The 19709-nt window shown below is 39.2% G+C and carries 17 protein-coding genes and 1 pseudogene; 15 read left to right on the top strand and 3 right to left on the bottom strand.

Going from position 1 to position 19709, the window contains the following annotated elements:
• Window positions 1–19 precede the first annotated feature (19 nt).
• From nagA to lacD, 3 genes are read left to right on the top strand one after another with little or no spacing between them, the layout of a single operon-like run.
• The gene (gene nagA / locus ACZ5XR_RS14380) at window positions 20–1198 is read left to right on the top strand and encodes an N-acetylglucosamine-6-phosphate deacetylase (RefSeq protein WP_464496959.1); all 1179 of its coding nucleotides are present in this window, start codon (window positions 20–22) and stop codon (window positions 1196–1198) included.
• On the top strand, window positions 1198–2133 hold the full coding sequence (gene lacC, locus ACZ5XR_RS14375) for a tagatose-6-phosphate kinase (RefSeq protein ID WP_464502323.1): 936 nt from the start codon (window positions 1198–1200) through the stop codon (window positions 2131–2133). The genes nagA and lacC overlap by 1 nt, the downstream gene beginning before the upstream one ends.
• Before the next feature lie 16 nt (window positions 2134–2149).
• Window positions 2150–3139: a tagatose-bisphosphate aldolase gene (lacD, locus tag ACZ5XR_RS14370; RefSeq protein ID WP_464496958.1), complete on the top strand. Its 990-nt coding sequence runs from the start codon at window positions 2150–2152 to the stop codon at window positions 3137–3139.
• 227 nt (window positions 3140–3366) lie between these two features.
• Here the strand turns inward: lacD and ACZ5XR_RS14365 are convergent, their stop codons facing one another.
• Window positions 3367–4782, bottom strand: coding sequence for a LysM peptidoglycan-binding domain-containing protein (locus tag ACZ5XR_RS14365; protein WP_464502322.1), 1416 nt, complete (start codon window positions 4780–4782; stop codon window positions 3367–3369).
• 312 nt (window positions 4783–5094) lie between these two features.
• On the opposite strand from ACZ5XR_RS14365, the pseudogene ACZ5XR_RS14360 reads away from it, so the two are divergent.
• A pseudogene (locus ACZ5XR_RS14360) lies at window positions 5095–5271 on the top strand (butanediol dehydrogenase); the annotation flags it as partial.
• Between the two features lie 107 nt (window positions 5272–5378).
• Here ACZ5XR_RS14360 and ACZ5XR_RS14355 read toward each other — a convergent pair.
• Window positions 5379–6578, bottom strand: a complete 1200-nt coding sequence (locus ACZ5XR_RS14355; RefSeq protein WP_464496957.1) for an MFS transporter — start codon at window positions 6576–6578, stop codon at window positions 5379–5381.
• A 208-nt stretch (window positions 6579–6786) separates the two neighbouring features.
• On the opposite strand from ACZ5XR_RS14355, the gene ACZ5XR_RS14350 reads away from it, so the two are divergent.
• Window positions 6787–7863, top strand: a complete 1077-nt coding sequence (locus ACZ5XR_RS14350; RefSeq protein WP_464496955.1) for a M42 family metallopeptidase — start codon at window positions 6787–6789, stop codon at window positions 7861–7863.
• A 122-nt stretch (window positions 7864–7985) separates the two neighbouring features.
• Here the strand turns inward: ACZ5XR_RS14350 and ACZ5XR_RS14345 are convergent, their stop codons facing one another.
• On the bottom strand, window positions 7986–8534 hold the full coding sequence (locus ACZ5XR_RS14345) for a cell wall hydrolase (protein WP_464502321.1): 549 nt from the start codon (window positions 8532–8534) through the stop codon (window positions 7986–7988).
• A 418-nt stretch (window positions 8535–8952) separates the two neighbouring features.
• On the opposite strand from ACZ5XR_RS14345, the gene ACZ5XR_RS14340 reads away from it, so the two are divergent.
• From ACZ5XR_RS14340 to ACZ5XR_RS14295, 10 genes are all read left to right on the top strand, one after another.
• A complete protein-coding gene (locus ACZ5XR_RS14340) occupies window positions 8953–9870 on the top strand; it encodes a hypothetical protein (RefSeq protein WP_464496954.1) in 918 nt (305 codons plus the stop codon).
• A 104-nt stretch (window positions 9871–9974) separates the two neighbouring features.
• The gene (locus ACZ5XR_RS14335) at window positions 9975–10847 is read left to right on the top strand and encodes a gamma-glutamylcyclotransferase (RefSeq protein WP_464496953.1); all 873 of its coding nucleotides are present in this window, start codon (window positions 9975–9977) and stop codon (window positions 10845–10847) included.
• Between the two features lie 2 nt (window positions 10848–10849).
• On the top strand, window positions 10850–11374 hold the full coding sequence (locus ACZ5XR_RS14330) for a hypothetical protein (protein ID WP_464496951.1): 525 nt from the start codon (window positions 10850–10852) through the stop codon (window positions 11372–11374).
• Between the two features lie 151 nt (window positions 11375–11525).
• Window positions 11526–12350, top strand: a complete 825-nt coding sequence (locus ACZ5XR_RS14325) for an Nmad3 family putative nucleotide modification protein (RefSeq protein WP_464496950.1) — start codon at window positions 11526–11528, stop codon at window positions 12348–12350.
• Between the two features lie 699 nt (window positions 12351–13049).
• Window positions 13050–13862 (top strand): phytanoyl-CoA dioxygenase family protein, encoded by an 813-nt coding sequence (locus ACZ5XR_RS14320; protein ID WP_464496949.1) that lies wholly within the window; start codon window positions 13050–13052, stop codon window positions 13860–13862.
• A 40-nt stretch (window positions 13863–13902) separates the two neighbouring features.
• Window positions 13903–14898 carry a Gfo/Idh/MocA family protein gene (locus ACZ5XR_RS14315; RefSeq protein WP_464496947.1) on the top strand — a complete coding sequence of 332 codons (996 nt, stop codon included), beginning with the start codon at window positions 13903–13905 and terminating at the stop codon, window positions 14896–14898.
• Between the two features lie 40 nt (window positions 14899–14938).
• Window positions 14939–16228 (top strand): extracellular solute-binding protein, encoded by a 1290-nt coding sequence (locus tag ACZ5XR_RS14310; protein WP_464496946.1) that lies wholly within the window; start codon window positions 14939–14941, stop codon window positions 16226–16228.
• A 57-nt stretch (window positions 16229–16285) separates the two neighbouring features.
• Window positions 16286–17239: a carbohydrate ABC transporter permease gene (locus ACZ5XR_RS14305; RefSeq protein WP_464496944.1), complete on the top strand. Its 954-nt coding sequence runs from the start codon at window positions 16286–16288 to the stop codon at window positions 17237–17239.
• 10 nt (window positions 17240–17249) lie between these two features.
• On the top strand, window positions 17250–18119 hold the full coding sequence (locus ACZ5XR_RS14300) for a carbohydrate ABC transporter permease (RefSeq protein WP_464496943.1): 870 nt from the start codon (window positions 17250–17252) through the stop codon (window positions 18117–18119).
• 574 nt (window positions 18120–18693) lie between these two features.
• Window positions 18694–19605 carry a LacI family DNA-binding transcriptional regulator gene (locus ACZ5XR_RS14295; protein WP_464502320.1) on the top strand — a complete coding sequence of 304 codons (912 nt, stop codon included), beginning with the start codon at window positions 18694–18696 and terminating at the stop codon, window positions 19603–19605.
• The last annotated feature ends 104 nt before the right edge of the window (window positions 19606–19709 follow it).

Genomic DNA, 19709 nt, shown 5'->3' with positions numbered 1-19709 from the left:
CCTAAACAGAGGTGCAGGTATGGAACAACAATTTGTGTTTGCAGACAGGTTTTTTCTTGAAGATGGAGTGGCAGGCCCAGGTTATTTAGAAATAAAGGACGGAAAATTTGGCTCCTTTTACCTAAGTTTGCCATTTGATACCGCCGATGTTATCAATTACGCGGGAAAATGGATTGCCCCCGGTTTAGTCGACACCCATATTCACGGCTTTAAAAATCACGATATTATGGACAATGACTTTGAGGGGTTGAAGGCAATATCTGAAGGGCTGCTTTCGTGTGGTGTAACCTCGTTTTTGCCTACTACACTGACCTCTTCGCCTGAATTGTTGAATGAAGTGGTGGAGTTGATTGGTGAAAACTATAAAAAGGTCCAGGGGGCAAAAATAAAAGGCATCTTTTTGGAGGGGCCATTTTTTACCGAAAAACATAAAGGGGCCCAGAGCAAAAAGTATTTCCGTGATCCATCTATCGAACTACTGGAAATGTGGCAAAAGAATTCTAATCATTTTATAAAAAAGATTGCCCTTGCTCCTGAAAGAGACGGAGCGGCTGAATTTGTTGAGCATGCTGTTAACAGCCAGGTAACGGTCGCACTCGCCCATAGTAATGCGACATATGCTGAAGCAAAATATGCAGTGGAGAAAGGTGCTTCGATTTTTGTGCATACGTTCAATGGGATGAGGGGACTGCATCACCGTGAACCAGGCATGGTGGGCGCCGCAATGAATCTGCCAGGAGTGTTTGCGGAAATTATTTGTGATGGGCACCATGTTGATCCTGCTGCCGCTAACATTTTAATGAATGCCCGCGGTAGGAAGGAAACGGTCATGGTGACCGACTGCATGATGGCTGGCGGCATGCCGGAAGGGCACTATCAACTTGGAGAATTTCCCGTCGAAGTAAAAAACGGGGCAGCTCGACTTGAAAGTGGAAGCTTAGCGGGCAGTATTTTGCAATTAAAAGAGGCTGTCAAAAATGCAGTCGATTGGGGGATTGCCACCCCGGAAGAAGCCATCTATATGGCAAGTACAGCACCAGCAAAAAGTATCGGAATGGATGCGGAATGCGGTATGATTGCGACCGGTTATGATGCTGATTTTATCGTATTGACACCAGATCTTGGTTTAACAGCCACGTATCTCAATGGTGTTTGTCGATTTCAAGCGAATGACGCCATTGAGAAAGGGAGAGAATGATGATTTTAACCGTTACGATGAATCCATCCGTCGATATTTCCTATCCGATTCCAAATTTTAGGCTGGATAATGTGAATCGTGTCGAAATGCCCCGTAAAACAGCCGGCGGAAAAGGGTTAAATGTAGCCAGGGTCATTAAACTGATGGACGAAGAAGTTTTCGCGACTGGTGTACTTGGCGGAACCATTGGAGATTACATTGTTTATGAATTAAAGCAAAGTGAGATTAACAATGACTTTTTTAAAATAAATCAAGAATCAAGAAACTGCATTGCGATTCTCCATGATGGTAAACAAACGGAAATCTTAGAATCCGGGCCAACCTTATCATTTGAGGAAGGGAGAGCCTTTTTAGAAAAATATCGGGAACAACTTTCAAAAGCTTCAGTTGTGACGATTTCGGGTAGTTTACCAAAAGGGCTTGAGCCTGGATTTTACCGTCAAATGGTTGAAATGGGACGGGAGAAGGGGATTCCCGTGATTGTAGATACCTCTGGAGAATCATTGAGACAGGTTCTGTTCCATAAAATAAAACCTTTTGCGATTAAGCCTAATATTGATGAGTTGTCTCAGCTTCTAGGAATAAAAGTGGGGGATAGCCTAAGCAGTTTGAAGCATTTATTAAATAATGATTTGTTTCAGGGGATTGAATGGATTGTCGTTTCGATGGGGGGAGAAGGTGCTTTTGTCAAGCATGGTAACGATTGTTATCTGGTTACCATCCCTAGGATCGATGTTGTAAACCCTGTCGGCTCTGGTGATGCCACTGTTGCCGGTTTAGCAGTTGCCCTGAAACGTGAGCAACCCGTTACGGACATTTTAAAAACAGCGATGACAACAGGAATGCTCAATGCAGTAGAAGCAGGAACCGGTTATATTGATCTCGCAAAATTTGATGCTTTTTTTGAATTAATAAAGGTTACGAAAGTAGATTAATAGAGGTGAAAAGTAGATGGTAGAATTAACGCAAAATAAATTGGCGGCTCTTAAGCGTTTATCTGACGAGAATGGAATTATCGGAGCTCTGGCCATTGATCAACGTGGTTCGTTAAAAAAAATGATTGCGGCAGGAAAGTCAAATTCTGTTGGTGATGAGGGAATTATCCGCTTTAAAGAATTGGTTTCAGAAGAGTTGACACCCTATGCAACATCGATTCTATTAGATCCGGAATATGGTCTGCCAGCAGCAAGAGTCCGCCATTTGGATGCGGGATTATTGGTGGCCTATGAAAAAACCGGATATGATGCGAAAGCTGTGGGCCGTTTGCCAGATTTATTGCCAAAGTGGTCTGTCAGCCGTCTGAAGGAAGCCGGAGCAGATGCCGTTAAATTTTTGCTGTATTATGATGTGGATGAAGATAAAATTATAAATGACTTTAAGTATGTTTATATGGAACGGGTCGGGTCAGAGTGTGCAGCAGAAGACATTCCATTTTTCTTGGAAATTGTTTCTTACGATGCCGGAAATGATGATGTGAAAAGCTTGGAGTATGCAAAAGTAAAGCCTCATAAGGTTATCGAAGCAATGAGAGAATTCTCCAAACCAAAGTATAAAGTGGATGTTTTAAAGGTTGAAGTTCCAGTGGATATGAACTTTGTGGAGGGATTTTCACAAGGTGAGATAGCCTATAGCCAGGATGTAGCGGCAGCGTATTTTAAGGAGCAAAGTGAAGCGACTGATTTACCATTTATTTTCCTAAGTGCCGGGGTAAGTGCAGAATTATTCCAACAGACCTTGAAGTTCGCCAAGAAATCCGGTTCTACCTTCAATGGCGTCCTCTGCGGCCGGGCAACATGGAAAAATGGAGTAGCTCCTTTTGCTGAAAATGGCGAACAGGCAGGACGCGCCTGGTTGCAAGACACTGGCAAAAACAATATTCAAAAACTAAATGAAGTCTTAAAAGAAACAGCAAGCCCGTGGTTTAACAAAATCTTAGGGTAATGGGTAATGCTTAAATATGGCATGTGGGCAGGAAGACCTCTTCACATGCCATTTTTTATAAAAACAATCTGTTTGTGTTCCGTATCCGTTTTCTCTTTGATGACCCCAGATTACCGGGGGTTTGGAATTTTTTATTCTGTAGTGATGCCGAGCTTACCAAGAATACATGCATAGCAGGCTGCGGCTTCCTTTTTTAATAAGTCGACAAGAACCGTCCCCCATGGCCCTTATGATTTTTTAATAACATTGAAATTGGCGTTGAGTACCGTCCAGTTTTGCTGAAATGCCGGTCCAAGGACCCAATAGCTTACACCAAGAAGATTGTATTCCTTGGCCGTGTCATATTTTGCTTGGATACTTCGGGCATCCTCAAACCATACTTCATGCTGTTTACCGGATTCATCTGTGTAATGGTAGAAGGGGGCTTGAGAGCTAGGGTCATAGCTAATCGCAACGCCATATTTTCCTGCCTGGGTCACAGCTTCTCGAGGACCAAGAAGTTTTGCATACGTACCATAAACCCAAGGGATTTTCCAATCATATCCGTACAATGGCACACCCATCATAATTTTATTTCGAGGAATCACTGTAACCGCGTAATCAAGTACCTTTCTAACATCAGGAATAGGAGCAACGGCCATTGGTTTCCCGCCAATCCAACCCCAATCATAGGTCATAATGACCACAAAATCCACAATTTCCCCATGCGCAGCATAGTCATGTGCGGAGTATAATAACCCTGATTGGTCGGCTCTGATTTTTGGTGCAAGGGCCGTTGAAACAGGGAATCCTTCCGGGCGCAAACGTTCAACCACTTTTCTTAAAAAATTATTGTAGTTTTCCTTGTCCTCAGGGTACACATATTCAAAATCAATATTTACGCCATAATACCCTTTTTGTTTTAACATGGTTAATAAATTGGTAATAAGGGTATTTTGAATATCTGGGTTTCTTAAAATCAGAGCGGCTCGATCAGAATCAAACTTAGTACCGACGTAATTCGTAATGACCAGTAATGGTGAAACGTTTCCTGCCCGAGCAACTGTAAGGATGGAGGCATCATCTAATGGAGCAATTCCTCCCGTTTCTGTAACACTATGACTGAATGGGCTGATATAGGTAAAATATGGTACGAGCGGAGCTATCAGATTGACTCCTTTTTGACCCATATCAGTTAAGTAGGCATTTACTTCCATTGGTGTTTTGACGGTTTCGGGGATCCTCAGTCTTTGTCCAACATGAATCAACGCAGGATTTTGAATTTGGTTGGCCTGGACAATCGCTGCAACGATTACACCATAGCGATTGGCAATGATGGATAAGGTTTCTCCGGGTTGAACAATGTGGTAGATCACAGGAATGGTCAGAATTTGACCGATATAAAGTCTGGATGGGTCGGTTAGCGGGTTTGCATGGATAATATCCTGTACGGTTACACCAAAACGGCTGGCGATTAACCATAGGGTGTCTCCACTACGAACTACATACTGTTGATAGGGAGCTGGGATGATTAATGCTTCGCCTAAAACCAATCGGTTTGGATCTTCCAAACCATTGACTGTTACAATTTGGCTAATCGTGGTTCCGTATTTCTGGGAGATACTCCAAAGAGTGTCACCTCTTTGGACTACATGGAATTTCATCATCATCGCCACCTCAAAAGAAGCCTAATAAATACGCAATTTGTTTTTACGATATTCACAGAATATAATTTGGTGAATCGATTTTGTTCACTCAAGTATTTCATTTTGGAAAGACGGGTGCTTGGGGTGCTTTCATCAGTTTGATCATTCTTCAGGCATTGGCAAATGCTTGGCGGTATGTAGCCTGTAATTGAGCCGAAGCAAAGAGCAAGTCGGTTTCATACCAAAAAGCAAGTTAGCATATTTTGTAGTGTTTCATTTCAAAAAAAAATCTCTCCAGACTATGTGGAAGAGATGTTTTTTGAAATTTATGGGGGCGGCTGTTTCTCAGAGTACGCCGTGATTCCAGAAGCCATGCTTCATAACATTCCAGAAGCGGTGTCCTATGAGCAGGGGGCACTTGTTGAACCATCAGCTGTAGCTCTTCATGCTGTACGTCAGAGCAAATTGAAAGTAGGAGATAAAGCTGCTGTTTTTGGAACTGGTCCATCGGATGGGCCATCACGTTCGAACCTAGTAGTCTTCAATAAGCTAAAAAAACAGCCTGGATGCAGCCAGGCTGTTTTTTACTATTAATCCAATGGAGCTGCCATGTCTTATGCTTGCTGTTTTTCCATCCGATCGCTCGGCAAATAGGCAGCAAAAAGGGAGCCTGCGAGCGGAAGGAGTGAAAGAATAGTAAAGACGGTCGCAACACCAAAAATGTCCGAGATGCCTCCCATGAAGACAGAGCCAATTCCACCAGCCCCTACACCGAACCCGATGGACAATCCTGATGCCATCCCAATATTCTCAGGGAGCATGTGCTGCATATAGACGACGCTGACCGAGAAGGAGGACAGGACACTAAACCCAAAAAAGAGCAAGTCAATAACGGCCCATACCCCATGTACATAAGGAAAAATCAGCGCAAACGGAGTCGCAATCAGCATAGAAAAGACAAGTAAACGTTTCATACCGATTTTGTCTGACCAAAGCCCGCCAAAGAAGGTTCCGAGTGCACCCGCCCCAACAAAGACAAAACTAAGGATTTCCGACTGTTGAACGGACAGATTGTGCAAATAAAAAGGTAAAAAGATCACCACTCCAATTTGGCACCACGACCTTAAGATGATCACACAAGAGAGCAGACTGGCCCCGAGGATATTGTTGGTTCCTTTCAATACCTTTTTTCTATTCAGGTTAGCGGACTCTAATTTTTGCCGTAACCATGGCAGGATTTGCCCCGTTAGGACAAGGGATAAAAAGGCAACGGGAATGAGCCATAAAAGTCCGCGTATCCCTGAATGCGTGATATAAAGGGAAACCAATAAGGGACCAAAGGCCTGTCCAGAATTGCCGCCTACTTGAAAAATGGCCTGGGCAAGTCCTTTTTTAGAACCTGACGCAAGATGCGTCCCTCTGGAGGCTTCCGGGTGAAAGGCACCAGAACCCAGCCCAGAAATGGAAATAAACAGGAGAAGCCATCCAAGCGATGGTGCCAGCCCGGTTAAAGCAAGCCCCATGATGGAGCAAAACACCCCAGCTGGATAAAGCCAAATCCGGGGTTTCCGATCCGCAAACATTCCAAATAGCGGCTGTGAAACAGACGATGTTAAATAAGAAAGTAAAACCACTAAAGTGGATTGGGTATAATTAAGATGAAACCCGTGTTTGTATAATACCACTAAAGCCGGAACCATCCCTGTGGTGACCAGATCATTTAAAAAATGCGATCCGCTAAAGGTAAAAACCGCGCGACGAAATAGCGGTTCCTGAACTTTCGCTTTCGCTAAGTATTGAGGATTTGCTGACAACGATGACACCTTCTATTTGATAGTTTAAAAGCTATTTTTTTTGCCTTATTTATAATAGCTTAACAGAATAGAAATGTCATGTCCGAATCGAGGATTCTAACCAAAACAAGGCTTACTTACTTGTCTACAATCGTAACCTATGTAAAAATAGAATAGTATATTTTGATTTTTCTATCTTTTCTAAAAAATCCTTAGGAGGATTCCTCATTTGTTTAAAGAAACATTTTTGGAAGAATTGAAGCATCTAGCTAGTTTACAAGGAACACCTGGCCAAGAAATGAATGTAGTCAAATCCCTATTTGAGCTGTTTACATCTCTCGCTGATCAGGTAGAAGTTGATCATATGGGGAATCTTTATGCTTATTTACACGGGAATCAGCCTGGACCAACGCTTATGGTTTCAACCCATTCTGATGAAATTGGTTGTGTGGTCCGTGATATTGATGATCGAGGTTTCATAAGAATCGAGCGTACCGGTGGAGTGCTTGAAACACTTCTAGTGGGACGGAAAATAAGTGTGAACGGACACTTCGGTGTTGTCGGCGTCAAGGCAGGGCATTTACAAACCGAAGAGGAACGGAAAAAGGCACCAGGTATTTATGAATTATATGTGGATGTGGGAGCAAGTTCTAAAGACGAAGTTTTGAATATGGGGATCCAGATTGGCGACCCCATCACTTATATAAGTGAAATTGAGCAATTTACGAACAAAGATTTGATTTGCGGTAAAGCAATCGACAACCGTAGTTGTTGTGTACTATTACTAGAACTTTTTAAAGCACTGACAAATCGTGAATTTAGCGGGACTTTAGTGGGTGTTGTTGCTGTACAAGAAGAGGTAGGATTGCGCGGGGCAAAAGTGGCCACCTATAAAATTAATCCAGATTATGCACTTGTTTTGGATACAATTCCTTGTGCCGATACACCGGATAGTCTTGGAAGTGGATACCCAGTTGGCATCGGAAAAGGACCCGTTATTCCTGCTTTATCTGGCGGTTCCGTACGTGGAAATATCATGTCACCGCAAATGAAAAAATTAATGATCTCTCATGCTAAGAAACTGGATATCCCTTATCAGCTCGCTGTTATGACAGGTGCAACAACTGATATATCAGCCGTTCACCTTGAACGGGAAGGAATTCGCTCTGGTGCCATCACATTTGCCCGCCGGTATTCCCACTCACCAGTGGAAGTTGCTAATCTGAATGATTTTGAAAAAGGCTTGCAGCTGCTTCAATCCTTAGTAAAAGATTTGGGTAATTGGGGAGAAATGAGCTTTATTTAAACATTTGAATTTCCACTGAAGATTCTGTTTAAAAAAATTCATTAAAAATTACGAAATAGTATGTCTTTTAATCAGATTAAAAAGGCACCAATCTGCTAAGATTAGTGCCCACTTTTTAGATATTATTTAGAAAATACATGATGTCCAATAATCGTTGTAACATGACGTGATGAATTCCAAAAACTTGTTGAAGTTGAAGGATTATAGAAAAATAATGAACCATTTCCTCTACCCATTAAAGCTACTGCTTCATTAACGGCTCTTATCGAATCTGAATCCGCTGGTTGATTAATTTGTCCGTTTTCTACAGGTGTGAATGCATAATGCCCACCAGAAATTTGATAGATGACTCCAGGCACTGTTTTAGGGAATTTAGGGCTTAGCAAACGGTTCAACACTACGGATGCCACTGCGACTTTCCCAGCGTATGGTTCTCCCACTGCCTCTGCATGAACAAGTCGTGCCACTAGTGCTTTATCTGATCCTGTAATTGGAGAGTTCGGGATGACAATATTTTCTCCTGGATATATAGTTTTCCAATGATTAGCTGCTTCTAAGCTATTTAAGGGAACTCCGAATCCTGATGCAATCTTATAATAGTTTTGGCCAGGTGAAACCGTGTGAGTAAAAGTAGCCGCTTCAGATTTACTATTTAAAGTGAAGGCTGACATGGATAAGATAACTCCTGCCGCGATAACAAATTTTTTAAGTTTATTTAGTTTGTTTAATTTTTTCATGTTTTAGTACCTCCTAGTATTTCACTCGGTTGTTCTACTATTAGGATATCAAATGTAATATTTATTTTTGCGAACCAAGATTTGGCATGGATAAAAGGGTTCTCCATTCAATTGATATAAAGCAAATTTGATAGACTGTGTTAATATTATCCATTCAAATACTTTTTCCATTATTAAGTGAAGGGGGAAAAATAACGAAATATTATTACAAAACGTTTCAGGATTGTAACAATGTAAATTTAAATAAAATCAACATTATAATTTAACAGAACCTTTTTTTTAATAAAGGATTTTTCATTCTGGTTCAAGAATATTGGTTAGAAATTGGTTTTGACATGAAAGGAAGAGGAACTTGGAAAAAAACAAGCTTGAGAAAGAGTACGAGCAATTGATGATGGAATATACTCATAATCCCAACCCTGAAATGTTAGATCGAATATACAAAATAGCCGACAAACTAGTACTGGATGAGAAAACAGCCTACCATTTAAAGCATTTGGCTTTAGAGCGGCTTGAAGAGCTTGAAAAAGTAGTCGTACTCAATCCTTTGCTTCAGTACCGAAAAGCCGTAACCCTTTTATTAATGAAGAAAAAGAATCATGCATTAAAATTGTTTCGAGAAATCATTGAAGCAGAAAATGCAGAAACGTACATAAAAGATCGATGCCTAGGATATATTCTTCGGCACTACGACTCAGTCCTTCGTCTTAACGAAGCAGAAAGATACTTGAAAGAATTAAGGAATTCAATTGATTCTACAGCGTTACATATGCTGGAGGAAATTGAACTGTCTGGCATTTATAATTTTGAAGAAGATTTCGAAGCGGAAGAAACGTTAGAAGAGCCACTCCTTATTTTTACCTCTTTCGATCGAATGGAGCAAACATTTTCAAGAAAAGTGACTGAAGCCAGTTTTCGGCTTGGAAACCGTCCCAATGATTATGATCTATATTTAGATCTGGTGCAGCAAAAATTCTTTATTTTTGGAAAAGAAATCGAGTTTTCCAAAAGGGAAGTGGATGCCTTATTTTTGATGGCTAGAATGGGTCTGAATTGCAGCATTGCCGACCTATATTTTGCCGTATACCGAGAGATTTACGACCATCAGAAAAAACAAAAAGATAAATTGCAGCAATTTACAAGCCGGTTCCGCCGGGAAAAGCTGGCTCCCATTGGGTATGGTTTTCAAGGAACAAGTCTCCCGAATTCAACTTCATTTTGTCTACTTTATAACCGTCAATATGCTGACTATCTATTTGAATTAGGCTAAAAGCTGAGTGCTTTTTAGCCTTTTTTGTTTTTTAAGGAAAATGTCAGTGATTGTCAGTGCGAATGTTTATGATGAAGTTAATCAAATCGAATGGAGTGATACGCATGAATCATTACGTTTTTGTTTATGGAACGTTAAGAAAGAATGAAGGTAATCATTATTTGCTGGAGGATGCTAGGCTTGTGGCAGAGCAGGCATGGACCAATGGTCATCTTTATGATACCGGTTTAGGATATCCAGCCGTAAAAGAATCAAGCACTGGTAAGGTGTACGGTGAAATATATATAGTCAATGATTACCAGCTTGATAGATTGGACGAATTAGAAGGATACAAACCTGATGGAAACAACAATTTGTATAATCGTAAAAAACAAATCATTTTCCATGATACTGGTTCAGCAGAAGCTTTTATCTATCTAATTGCCAAACAGAATGAAACCATGTTAAAAAAGCAGATTACTTCAGGTGACTGGAAACTGAGAGGGCTTCCTGGCAAGACACAAAACTTATTGTATTTTGCTTACGGCAGCTGCATGGATGACAAACGCTTTAAAGAGGATGGTGTGGAGCATTATTTTCAGAACCTGGCAGGTGTAGGAATACTAAACAACTATTCTCTTCGCTTCACCCGTAAATCCTCCTATTACGGTATGGGGCGTGCTGACATCGTGGAGGCAGGTGGAAGAGTAGAAGGAAAAGTCTATGAAATTCCCACGAAGGATTTAAGAGAATACCTTTACGCCCGTGAAGGTGCACCCAAAGCCTATCGTCCTACCTTTGTCACCATCCAAATAAACGGAAAGAACGTGTCGGCATTAACCTTTGTGGTCACAAACAAAAAGCTAGAAATTGCTCCACCTGGATGGTATGAAGAGGAAATTCTATGCGGTGCAAGTGGTTTCTTAAGTGAGGACTATATCGCAAACATTCAAAAGCATGTAAACTCTTTAAAACTATCAAATAATGGAGGAATGTAGAAATGGCGACTTTTACTGCACAAATTCTCATTGGACAAAAGCATTCTTATGACGGTGGCATCATCAATATTACCCATTCTCTTTATCTTTCAGAAAATGACCGACCGGCATGGGTCTTAACTCCAACCGATGTCTTCAATGAGAATCATAATAAGCAGCCTAATATTATCTGGATTCCAACTCTAGAAAATATGCTTGAAGATGCATTGGTGATGATTGGAATGTACGTATTAAAAGATAAAAATCTCCTCTCATTGGCCAATCAATTTTTCAGGAATCCGAAGGAGAACTTTATAGAATTATATGATGATATCAATCCAGAAGAGTTGCAGGAATTGTACAAAATAGCGCGGCAAATAGAAGGCTCCCATAAAATCATGCTTTCTGTTTTTCAAGGCTCAACGATACGGAGTCAGCTATCAGCCTTGAAACAGTATCAAAATGATGTGGAGGTATGTGTATCCACTTTTTCAAAGGAGTTTTCACTTTGGAGTATGCGGTTTGAGATGAATGGAGAGTTGGATTGATGCCATGGGGTATTCCCATGGTTATTTCAATTTTATTATGAAAGTTTGCTTTTCTTTTCTTTTTCCAAACTAAAAAGGAATTTGGTATTTTTTGCAGAAGTTTTTTCTTAAGTAAAATCTGTGACTAAGCTTATAAAGGAGGAAAATGAATATGACCAAAAAAGTTATCCTAAGTAGAAAGGGATTTGACTCTTCTGCAGGCGGAAAGCCTAGTTTCGTTTATGAAGACCGGCTTATTTCGTTACCTATTCCTGGGGAAGGGTCAGGTATTCGTTATAAGGACATATTCTTTGATCAAAATACTAAGCTTGATAAAGTGATGCAAGAGGTAGGAATTAAACATTATGACTCTGATTGCCACCTAGATCCAGATTTAAAATTCGACTCAATTCAAAATCGTCATAAAGAATGGAATCCGGCATTCGGGCAAGCTGATATTCCAGAAAAAGTTTTAAGAAATAATAACGTAGGACCGGGGGATATATTTTTATTCTACGGTTGGTTTAAAAAGATTGATAAAAAAGATGGTAAATTTAAGTATATACAAAATGCTCCTAATCTTCATATCATTTTTGGTTTTCTTGAAGTTGACAAAATTGTCGATTTAAATGATCCAGATGTAATGATTCCTCAATATCTGGAGTATCATCCTCATGTCGTAAAAAAAGATAAATATTTAAATAGTAATCGACTTTATTTGGGAAAAAATGCTGGTACATTTCACTTTAATGACTCTCTAGTGCTGACAAGAAAAAATGAGAAACGGAGCAGGTGGGAATTACCAAGTTATTTTGAAAATGAAAAGTTCTTAGGTGGGACAAATAAATCCATTCTACCAAATGGGAATGTAAGAATTGAATTTATAGGGAGAAACAATCAAGAAGTTTTAATAACAGATTCTCGTGATGTAGTAGAATGGGCTGAAAAATTGGTTAAAACAAATCGTATCCAATCTAATCAAATCACTATAAAGTGACAATAGTAAACAAAGATTCAACAGTAATTTTCATATAGGAGTGAAAAAATGGGGAAATTTTATATTTCTTCACTTGGAGCAATATCCTGGCGAGAATTCCTTAAAAAAACAGCAAAAGTATCGAAAAATAAATTAGTAGAATTACAAAAAAATAAAGCTTTGTGAGGCCCGATTTTACTGGGTCTCATTTTTGTTTTTTCAAAAGTATGAAAATTATGTCTAATTAGACTAAATGTTTGTTTTAGTGGAAAAAATCAGGGTCTAAAATGGCCGAAATCTTGTCTGAAGCGAGTTAGACAACAATTTTGAAAACGATTACACTTCGAATATTAAGTTATGAAAGGAGATGTTATTATTTTGGATTGCTGTATAGCTTGTGGAAAAGAACTAGTTTCTTGGGAAAAAAACCGGGCGGAGTGCCTAGATTGCAGGGAAAAAGCTAATGAAACATATAGTGATTTTGAAGCACAAGATTAAACAGAACCAAATTCAAAAAGATAGGTTAATCAAGAAATCTCTAAATTTCAGGAGATTATCTGACTAAAGCAGATGTTTTAAATTACTAAAAAGACAGTTTATAACACCATGGTTGAAAACGTATTTTCAGGAACTGAAGTTAAAAGAATATCGGTACATTAAGAATGATAAGTGTGTAAGCGATTTCAAAAAAATAATTTGATGTATAAGGAGAGGAAACAAATGCAACTTAGCAAACAAGAATTGGAGAGCCAATCATTAACGCCGGAAACTTTACAGGAAGCTGTAGACCAGATTCAGGTCAATGGATATGTTGTATTCGAAGGTGCATTGCCAAAAAACTTAATTTCAGAACTGCAAACGACATTTTTTTCGATACTTGAATCAAACTTGAATCGTCTTAAAGCTGAAGCAAGACCTGTAAATGAAGAAACACCAAGGGGAAAAAATCGATACATGATGCATCTGCCATTTATTGAGCCATTTATTGATCCTCAAATTATTACAAGCCCATTCGTCTTACCAATCATGGATCAATTATTAGGAAAAGAATATACCATTCGCTATTTTGCATCAGATACGCCACTGCCAGGATCAGATTACCAAAATGTTCATTCTGATGATCAGCCTCTTTTTCCTGAATCGGACTTGACATTACCACCAGCTGCTCTTGTTTTAAATATACCTCTTGTAGATGTAACAGAAGAAAATGGGCCGATGGAAATTTGGCCAGGGGGATCGCATCGGATTCCAGAAAAACTAAACCATCCCAAACGCATTCAAGAACTTGCAGAGTACCTGCCATCTAATAGAGTTCTCATACCTGCTGGCTCTTTGTTAATCCGGGATCTTAGGATGTGGCACCGCGGCACACCGAATAATGCCGACACACCACGCCCTAATATCGCTTTAATTTATAATCGTCCATGGTATGTGCGTGATCACCAAAGTCCTCTCATAAATATTCCTAAAGATACATATGAACAGCTTTCGTCAAAGGCAAAAGAACTGTTCAGATTGGAGAACATTCAGTAATTTGGCACTTTAGGATGTAACATGTGAAGGGAGAACATATATGATTTCTGTTGCTTTACTTAGTAATTGGCATGTGCATGGAAAGGATTATGCACAAGAGGCGAGTGAAAATCCCAATCTTTCGATTAAGACTGTATGGGATGAAGTTCCTGAAAGGGGAAATGCATGGTCTGCGGAGCTCGGAGTTCCTTTTGAAGCAGATCTTCAAAAGGTGTTATCCAATCCTGAAATTGATGCGGTGATTGTTACCACTCCTACTAATCTTCATAAGGAGGTTATCATTGAAGCAGCAAAACACGGAAAGCACATCTTTACCGAAAAAGTACTGGCCTTTACGGTAGAAGATTGTAATGAGATTTATAAATACGTAGAAGCCGCCAATGTAAATCTGATGGTTTCACTGCCGAGACTGGTTGAACCTTATTATCTTTATGCCCAAGATATGGTCGATCGCGGTATTCTTGGTGAACTCAGTCTGATTCGTTGTCGTGTGGCACATGATGGTGCGATTCCATTTGCCGGTCATCCACACGGGTGGTTGCCAGAAACCTTCTTTGAACCGGAACCTTGCGGAGGCGGAGCATTTATCGATTTAGGTGCACATCCAATCTATTTAACAAATCGACTTGCTGGTCCAGCTGAAGCTGTTTCTGCTAGATTGCAGCCATTCCTTGGATATGAAGTGGATACGAATGCGGTTGCCATTGTAGAATATCTTTCTGGAGCGATGGGCATTCTTGAGACCAGCTTTGTCACAGGGTACAGTCCATTTTTCCTGGAAATACACGGAACAAAGGGTTCGTTATTGATAGAGGATGGGCAGATTAGAGTTAAGAGCAGTCAGTTTAAGGAAGACGGTTGGATCGTACCAAAGATACTTCCTCATAAATTGCCAAGCCCTATGGAACAATGGGTTGCACAAATTCAAGAGGGGATCACTCCATCCATAATGAAAACAGATGTCGTTGCACTGACTCAAATTAATCAATACGCAGCCCAATCACATCAAGCAGGAAACCGTATCTCTATCATTTAAAGATTTCCAATGCAGTATTTTACTAGGAGAGTGAGTTCATATGAATTGGATAAAAAACAAATTTTATCTGCCAATATCTTTAATATTATCGATGATACTAGTTACTGCTTGTTCTTCCAATAGTTCCGTTAATTCATCTGCCGACAACGGAACAACTTCTAATAATGCCAAACCACAAAAAATTACGGCGATTATCGATACGACGTTTGCATCCTATCTCCAAAAAGTGGGTGCGGAATTTGAAAAGAAATATGGTGTAAAAGTTGATTACATTACTACGGATTATAATAATATGCATGACAAAATCGTAACCAGTCTTGCCAGCGGCAGTTCAGATGTTGATTTAGTCGAAGTCGATACTGTTTGGACCAGCGAATTTGCAAAATCGGGCTTTCTGGAGCCACTGACAAAATATGCAACTGCTGATACTAAGAATCAACTTGTTCCAATTTCTTATAATCAGCGTGTGCTGGATGGCCAATTATATGCATTTCCAGTTAGTAATGAAGGGAAATTTTTGTATTACAATGAAAAAATGTTAAAACAAGCCGGATATGACGCTCCACCTAAGACATGGGATGAGTTAATTAGCATGGCCAAAACGATGAAAGACAAAGGAATCGCTAAATATGGGATTGTTTGGGGCTGGTCTCAAGCAGAAGGGTTAATATGTGATTACACCAATTTCCTCAACGCTTTCCACGGGAAATTTCAAGACTCCAAGGGCAATTGGGTTTTCAATCAAGGTGGCGGCCTTAAGGCTCTGGAGTTTATGGTGAGCATGATTAAAGATAAGAATTTAACCGATCCTTCATCTACCACTCTAAACGATGGGACTGTACTAAATACTTTCGCATCTGGTGGAATTCCATTTATGGTTAACTGGTCCTTTGGTGTTAACGCTTTAAAAAACAATCCAGACATTAAACTTGCGTTGGTTCCAGGTGAACCTGGCTTGTCACAAAGTTCAACTGTAACAGGTGGAGGAGCAGTCGGCATCGCCAAAACCTCCAAAAATAAAGAATGGGCTTGGAAGTTCATTGATTTTATGAACCAAAAGAGAAGTGATATTGTTGTAAATGACTATATTGGTAGTTTACCTGTTTGGAAGGACATGGTAAATAATCCTTCCTTAGAGGCAAAGTATCCTCAATTAGGGTTAATGACAAAGCAATTTGATTATGCCATGAGCCGACCAAATATAGCTGCATACTCAGATTGGTCCCATATTTTACAAGTTGCACTGACATCCGCTTTAATTGGTGATAAAACACCAAAACAAGCTTTAGATGATGCAAAAAAAGAAATCGATTCCAAAAATATTAAGTAACGAAGGGGGGCTTCCCCCTTTGAATAGCAAGAAATAATGTTTGGAAGGTGAACAAAAATGGATGGGGAATCGACATTAGGAGTGGAACAAACATTAGATTCCGTAGCGAAAAAAAGATCGCGAAGGAAGTTTTTTAAACACAGTGAAAGTGGTTTGGCATGGCTTTTAGTAATACCAAGCTTGATATTGATATTTGGCTTGACAATCTATCCAGTTCTATATTCATTTTGGCTAAGTTTGCATGCGAAAACACTACTCAATCCAATTTCAACGTTTGTGGGTTTTAAAAACTATATTACTATTTTATCCACTTCGGAATTTTGGAATTCTCTCGGAAGAACAATATACTTCGTTGTGATATCGTTGTCCGTTCAAACGATATTGGGTCTGGCAATTGCGATCGTTTTGAACAAAGAATTTATTGGGAGAAAATTTGTTCGTGCTTTAATCCTTTTACCTTGGGCTATACCAAATATTGTGAATGGTGTTATGTGGCAGTGGATATATAATTCCGATTTTGGTGCGCTAAATCATTTACTGATGCAATTGGGGATCATTAAAGAAAATATTCATTGGTTAAGCACGCCATTTTTAGCATTAAACATGGTAATCCTTGCTGATACTTGGAAGATCATACCTTTCTACGTCATGTTGTTTTTGGCTGGTATGCAAACGATTCCAAATGAGTTGTATGAAGCAGCCCGAATCGATGGTGCGAATAGGTGGAAAGGATTTTTGCATATAACACTTCCTATGCTAAAGCCTATTTTGTTGGTCATTCTAGTGCTGCGCACGATGCAGTGTTTTGGAGTATTCGATATTATTTATATCATGACCAAAGGAGGACCTGCAGACGGAACAATGGTAGTCTCGTTTTTAACCTACTTTAAAACTTTTAGTAATTTAGACTTCGGTATGGGTTCTGCGATCTCATTTCTTGTAGCAGCATTGATATTGGTGATATCCCTCGTATATATTAGAATATTGCGCACGGATGATTCCTCACTCTAGGGGGTACAGTATGAAAAAAATATTAATAAAAACCGGGTTTTATGTAATCGTCATAGCGATCGTTTTACAAACTATTTTGCCGTTGGCATGGTTGTTTATTTCTAGTATTACAAATAATGATGAATTGGTATCGAATGCGATGCATTGGCTCCCAACTCATCCAACCATAGACCGTTATAAATCTATTCTTTTTGGAAAATCTATCTCATTTCGAGGAGTGTCCCTCGATGCCCCTGCACAAATGTTTCGACAATCCATTGTGAATAGTCTGGTGATTTCAGCTTCTGTTACCTTAATATGCTTATTCTTCGGGACACTTGCAGCGTACGCACATGCCAGACTTCGTTTCAGGTTTAAAAATCAATTATTGCTTTTGTCAATTGCATTACAAATGCTTCCACCAATTGCAATTGTTATTCCGCTATATATTTTAGTCAAACAATTAAATATGACCAATTCTTATATCAATTTAATATTGATCTATTGTTCCATTACTGTGACTTACGTAATTTGGATTATGAGTGGATTTTTTAACAGCATTTCAAAAGAGATGGAGGAATCGGCACGGATCGATGGATGTTCGCGGATCGGGGCACTATTTAGGGTGGTCCTCCCTGTTTCTCTTCCAGGACTTGTGTCAACAGGAATTTTAAGCTTCTTAACGATATGGAATGAGTTTCTTTTTGCCATGGTGTTTATAAATGACAATAACTCAAAAACCATTGCACTGGCCATCGGTGAATTTTCAACTCAATTCAGTGTGGATTATGGAATGATGGCTGCAGGTGGCATTATTGCAGCAATTCCCCCAATTCTTATTGCATTTGGGTTTCAAAAATACATTGTTCAAGGACTTACGAATGGTTCTGTAAAGGGATAGGTTTTGGAGCAATAGGCACAAACGAAAAGAACATATTATGAATAGGGATTTCATATCTCAATTGGTAGTAGAATTGGTGAATACTGGATTATCGGCGGTATTGGGTGGGACTTACTATATTTTCTTATGTAGCTTATTACAATAAAACTTTTAAAATTAGTAGTGTATTTTCGATGTAGCCAGGAGTAATGGAGTATAGGTGGTACATATTGACTAGATTACGCAGGTTAAAATATCAAAGTTGTTTAAGAAATCGTACAGGTGACTTTAGCTTTACACGACGTGTTCCCTAGAAACTAGATAAAGGGAACATGCCGTTTCTTCTCAAAGTCCGGAAGTTGAGAAAGGGCTTAAATCGTAACATGCCTTGGGAAAAGGGCGCCTAACGCATTTATGTTTTGGTTTTATATTTATGATAAAGTGCTTTTTTATATATAAAAATTGTAAAAGGAAAAGGTGGCATGGTGAAAATAAACGATGTTGCAAAGCTAGCCAATGTTTCAACAGCAACTGATCAAGAGTTTTATCTAATAATAAAAATGTCTCTAATGACACTAGAAAAAAAGTATTAGAAATAATTAATGAATTAGATTACAAACCTAATAGACTTGCAACAAATTTACGCAAAAATTCATCAGAAACGATCGCCGTTATATTACCAAACATTGCAAATCCATTCTTTGCGGAAATAGTCAAAGGGTTTCGGGACGAGGCAATTAAAAAAGGATATCATATACTTTTATGTGATACGTGTAACGATTACGGTCGAGAAGAAGAGTTTGTAAAGTTAGTCAAACAGAGATTTGTTGATGGAATCATTTTGGCTACTGCAAGAATGCCTAAGAATGAGATTTATAAGTTAAGTCAGGGGTTACCTGTTGTATTAGCCTGTGAGTACATTGAGGACTATCAAATTCCTACCGTATCCATAGACAACGTTTCAGCAGCTCGTGAAGCAACTGAATATCTAATTGAACAGGGCCACAAACGAATTGGATTAATTACAGGTCCTCTGGAAGTCATATTAAGCCGAGATCGGGTTAAAGGTTACCGTCAGGCTTTGCTGCTTCGAGACCTTCCCGTTATGGATTTTTATATACAAGAAGGCGACTTTTCCGTCAAGTCTGGGTATGACATTATGATGAAGTTCCTAGCTAACAAAGAGAGACCAACTGCTATTTTTGCTGCTAATGATGAAATGGCAGTAGGGGCTATAAAGGCCTGCAAAAGTAAAGGTCTAAATATTCCGGATGACATTTCTATCATAGGATTTGATGATATTTCACTAGCTACACTAGTTGAGCCTGAATTGACAACAGTATATCAACCGAAAGATCAAATAGGAAGTCAAGCTATGAAAATGCTGTTAGCCATGATTGAAAAAAAAGATTTGAAACAAAAACAGATCGTTTTGCCTCATAAATTATTAATTCGTCAAACGACAAGCAAAAGGAAGGAAACTAAAAATTTCGTACTGCCCTTTTAAATGACGCCATGTAACAAGGTATAAGGAAAATTTTTAATCTCACTTCAAGAGTAATTTTGTAATTAAAAGTTTGTATGTATTAATATAGATTGTAATCTGCAATA

It is taken from the genome of Neobacillus sp. Fa239 (assembly GCF_055395235.1).
Note: the sequence above shows the minus strand (reverse complement) of the source record. Positions and strands in the feature narration are given on the sequence as shown.

Excerpts from the sequence above, each read along its gene's own strand:
- lacD (WP_464496958.1), top strand. The coding sequence starts at position 2,150 with ATGGTAGAATTAACGCAAAATAAATTGGCGGCTCTTAAGCGTTTATCT.
- ACZ5XR_RS14300 (WP_464496943.1), top strand. The coding sequence starts at position 17,250 with ATGAAAAAAATATTAATAAAAACCGGGTTTTATGTAATCGTCATAGCG.
- ACZ5XR_RS14320 (WP_464496949.1), top strand. The coding sequence starts at position 13,050 with ATGCAACTTAGCAAACAAGAATTGGAGAGCCAATCATTAACGCCGGAA.
- lacC (WP_464502323.1), top strand. The coding sequence starts at position 1,198 with ATGATTTTAACCGTTACGATGAATCCATCCGTCGATATTTCCTATCCG.
- ACZ5XR_RS14330 (WP_464496951.1), top strand. The coding sequence starts at position 10,850 with ATGGCGACTTTTACTGCACAAATTCTCATTGGACAAAAGCATTCTTAT.
- ACZ5XR_RS14315 (WP_464496947.1), top strand. The coding sequence starts at position 13,903 with ATGATTTCTGTTGCTTTACTTAGTAATTGGCATGTGCATGGAAAGGAT.
- nagA (WP_464496959.1), top strand. The coding sequence starts at position 20 with ATGGAACAACAATTTGTGTTTGCAGACAGGTTTTTTCTTGAAGATGGA.
- ACZ5XR_RS14310 (WP_464496946.1), top strand. The coding sequence starts at position 14,939 with ATGAATTGGATAAAAAACAAATTTTATCTGCCAATATCTTTAATATTA.
- ACZ5XR_RS14365 (WP_464502322.1), bottom strand. The coding sequence starts at position 4,782 with ATGAAATTCCATGTAGTCCAAAGAGGTGACACTCTTTGGAGTATCTCC.
- ACZ5XR_RS14335 (WP_464496953.1), top strand. The coding sequence starts at position 9,975 with ATGAATCATTACGTTTTTGTTTATGGAACGTTAAGAAAGAATGAAGGT.
- ACZ5XR_RS14325 (WP_464496950.1), top strand. The coding sequence starts at position 11,526 with ATGACCAAAAAAGTTATCCTAAGTAGAAAGGGATTTGACTCTTCTGCA.
- ACZ5XR_RS14345 (WP_464502321.1), bottom strand. The coding sequence starts at position 8,534 with ATGTCAGCCTTCACTTTAAATAGTAAATCTGAAGCGGCTACTTTTACT.
- ACZ5XR_RS14305 (WP_464496944.1), top strand. The coding sequence starts at position 16,286 with ATGGATGGGGAATCGACATTAGGAGTGGAACAAACATTAGATTCCGTA.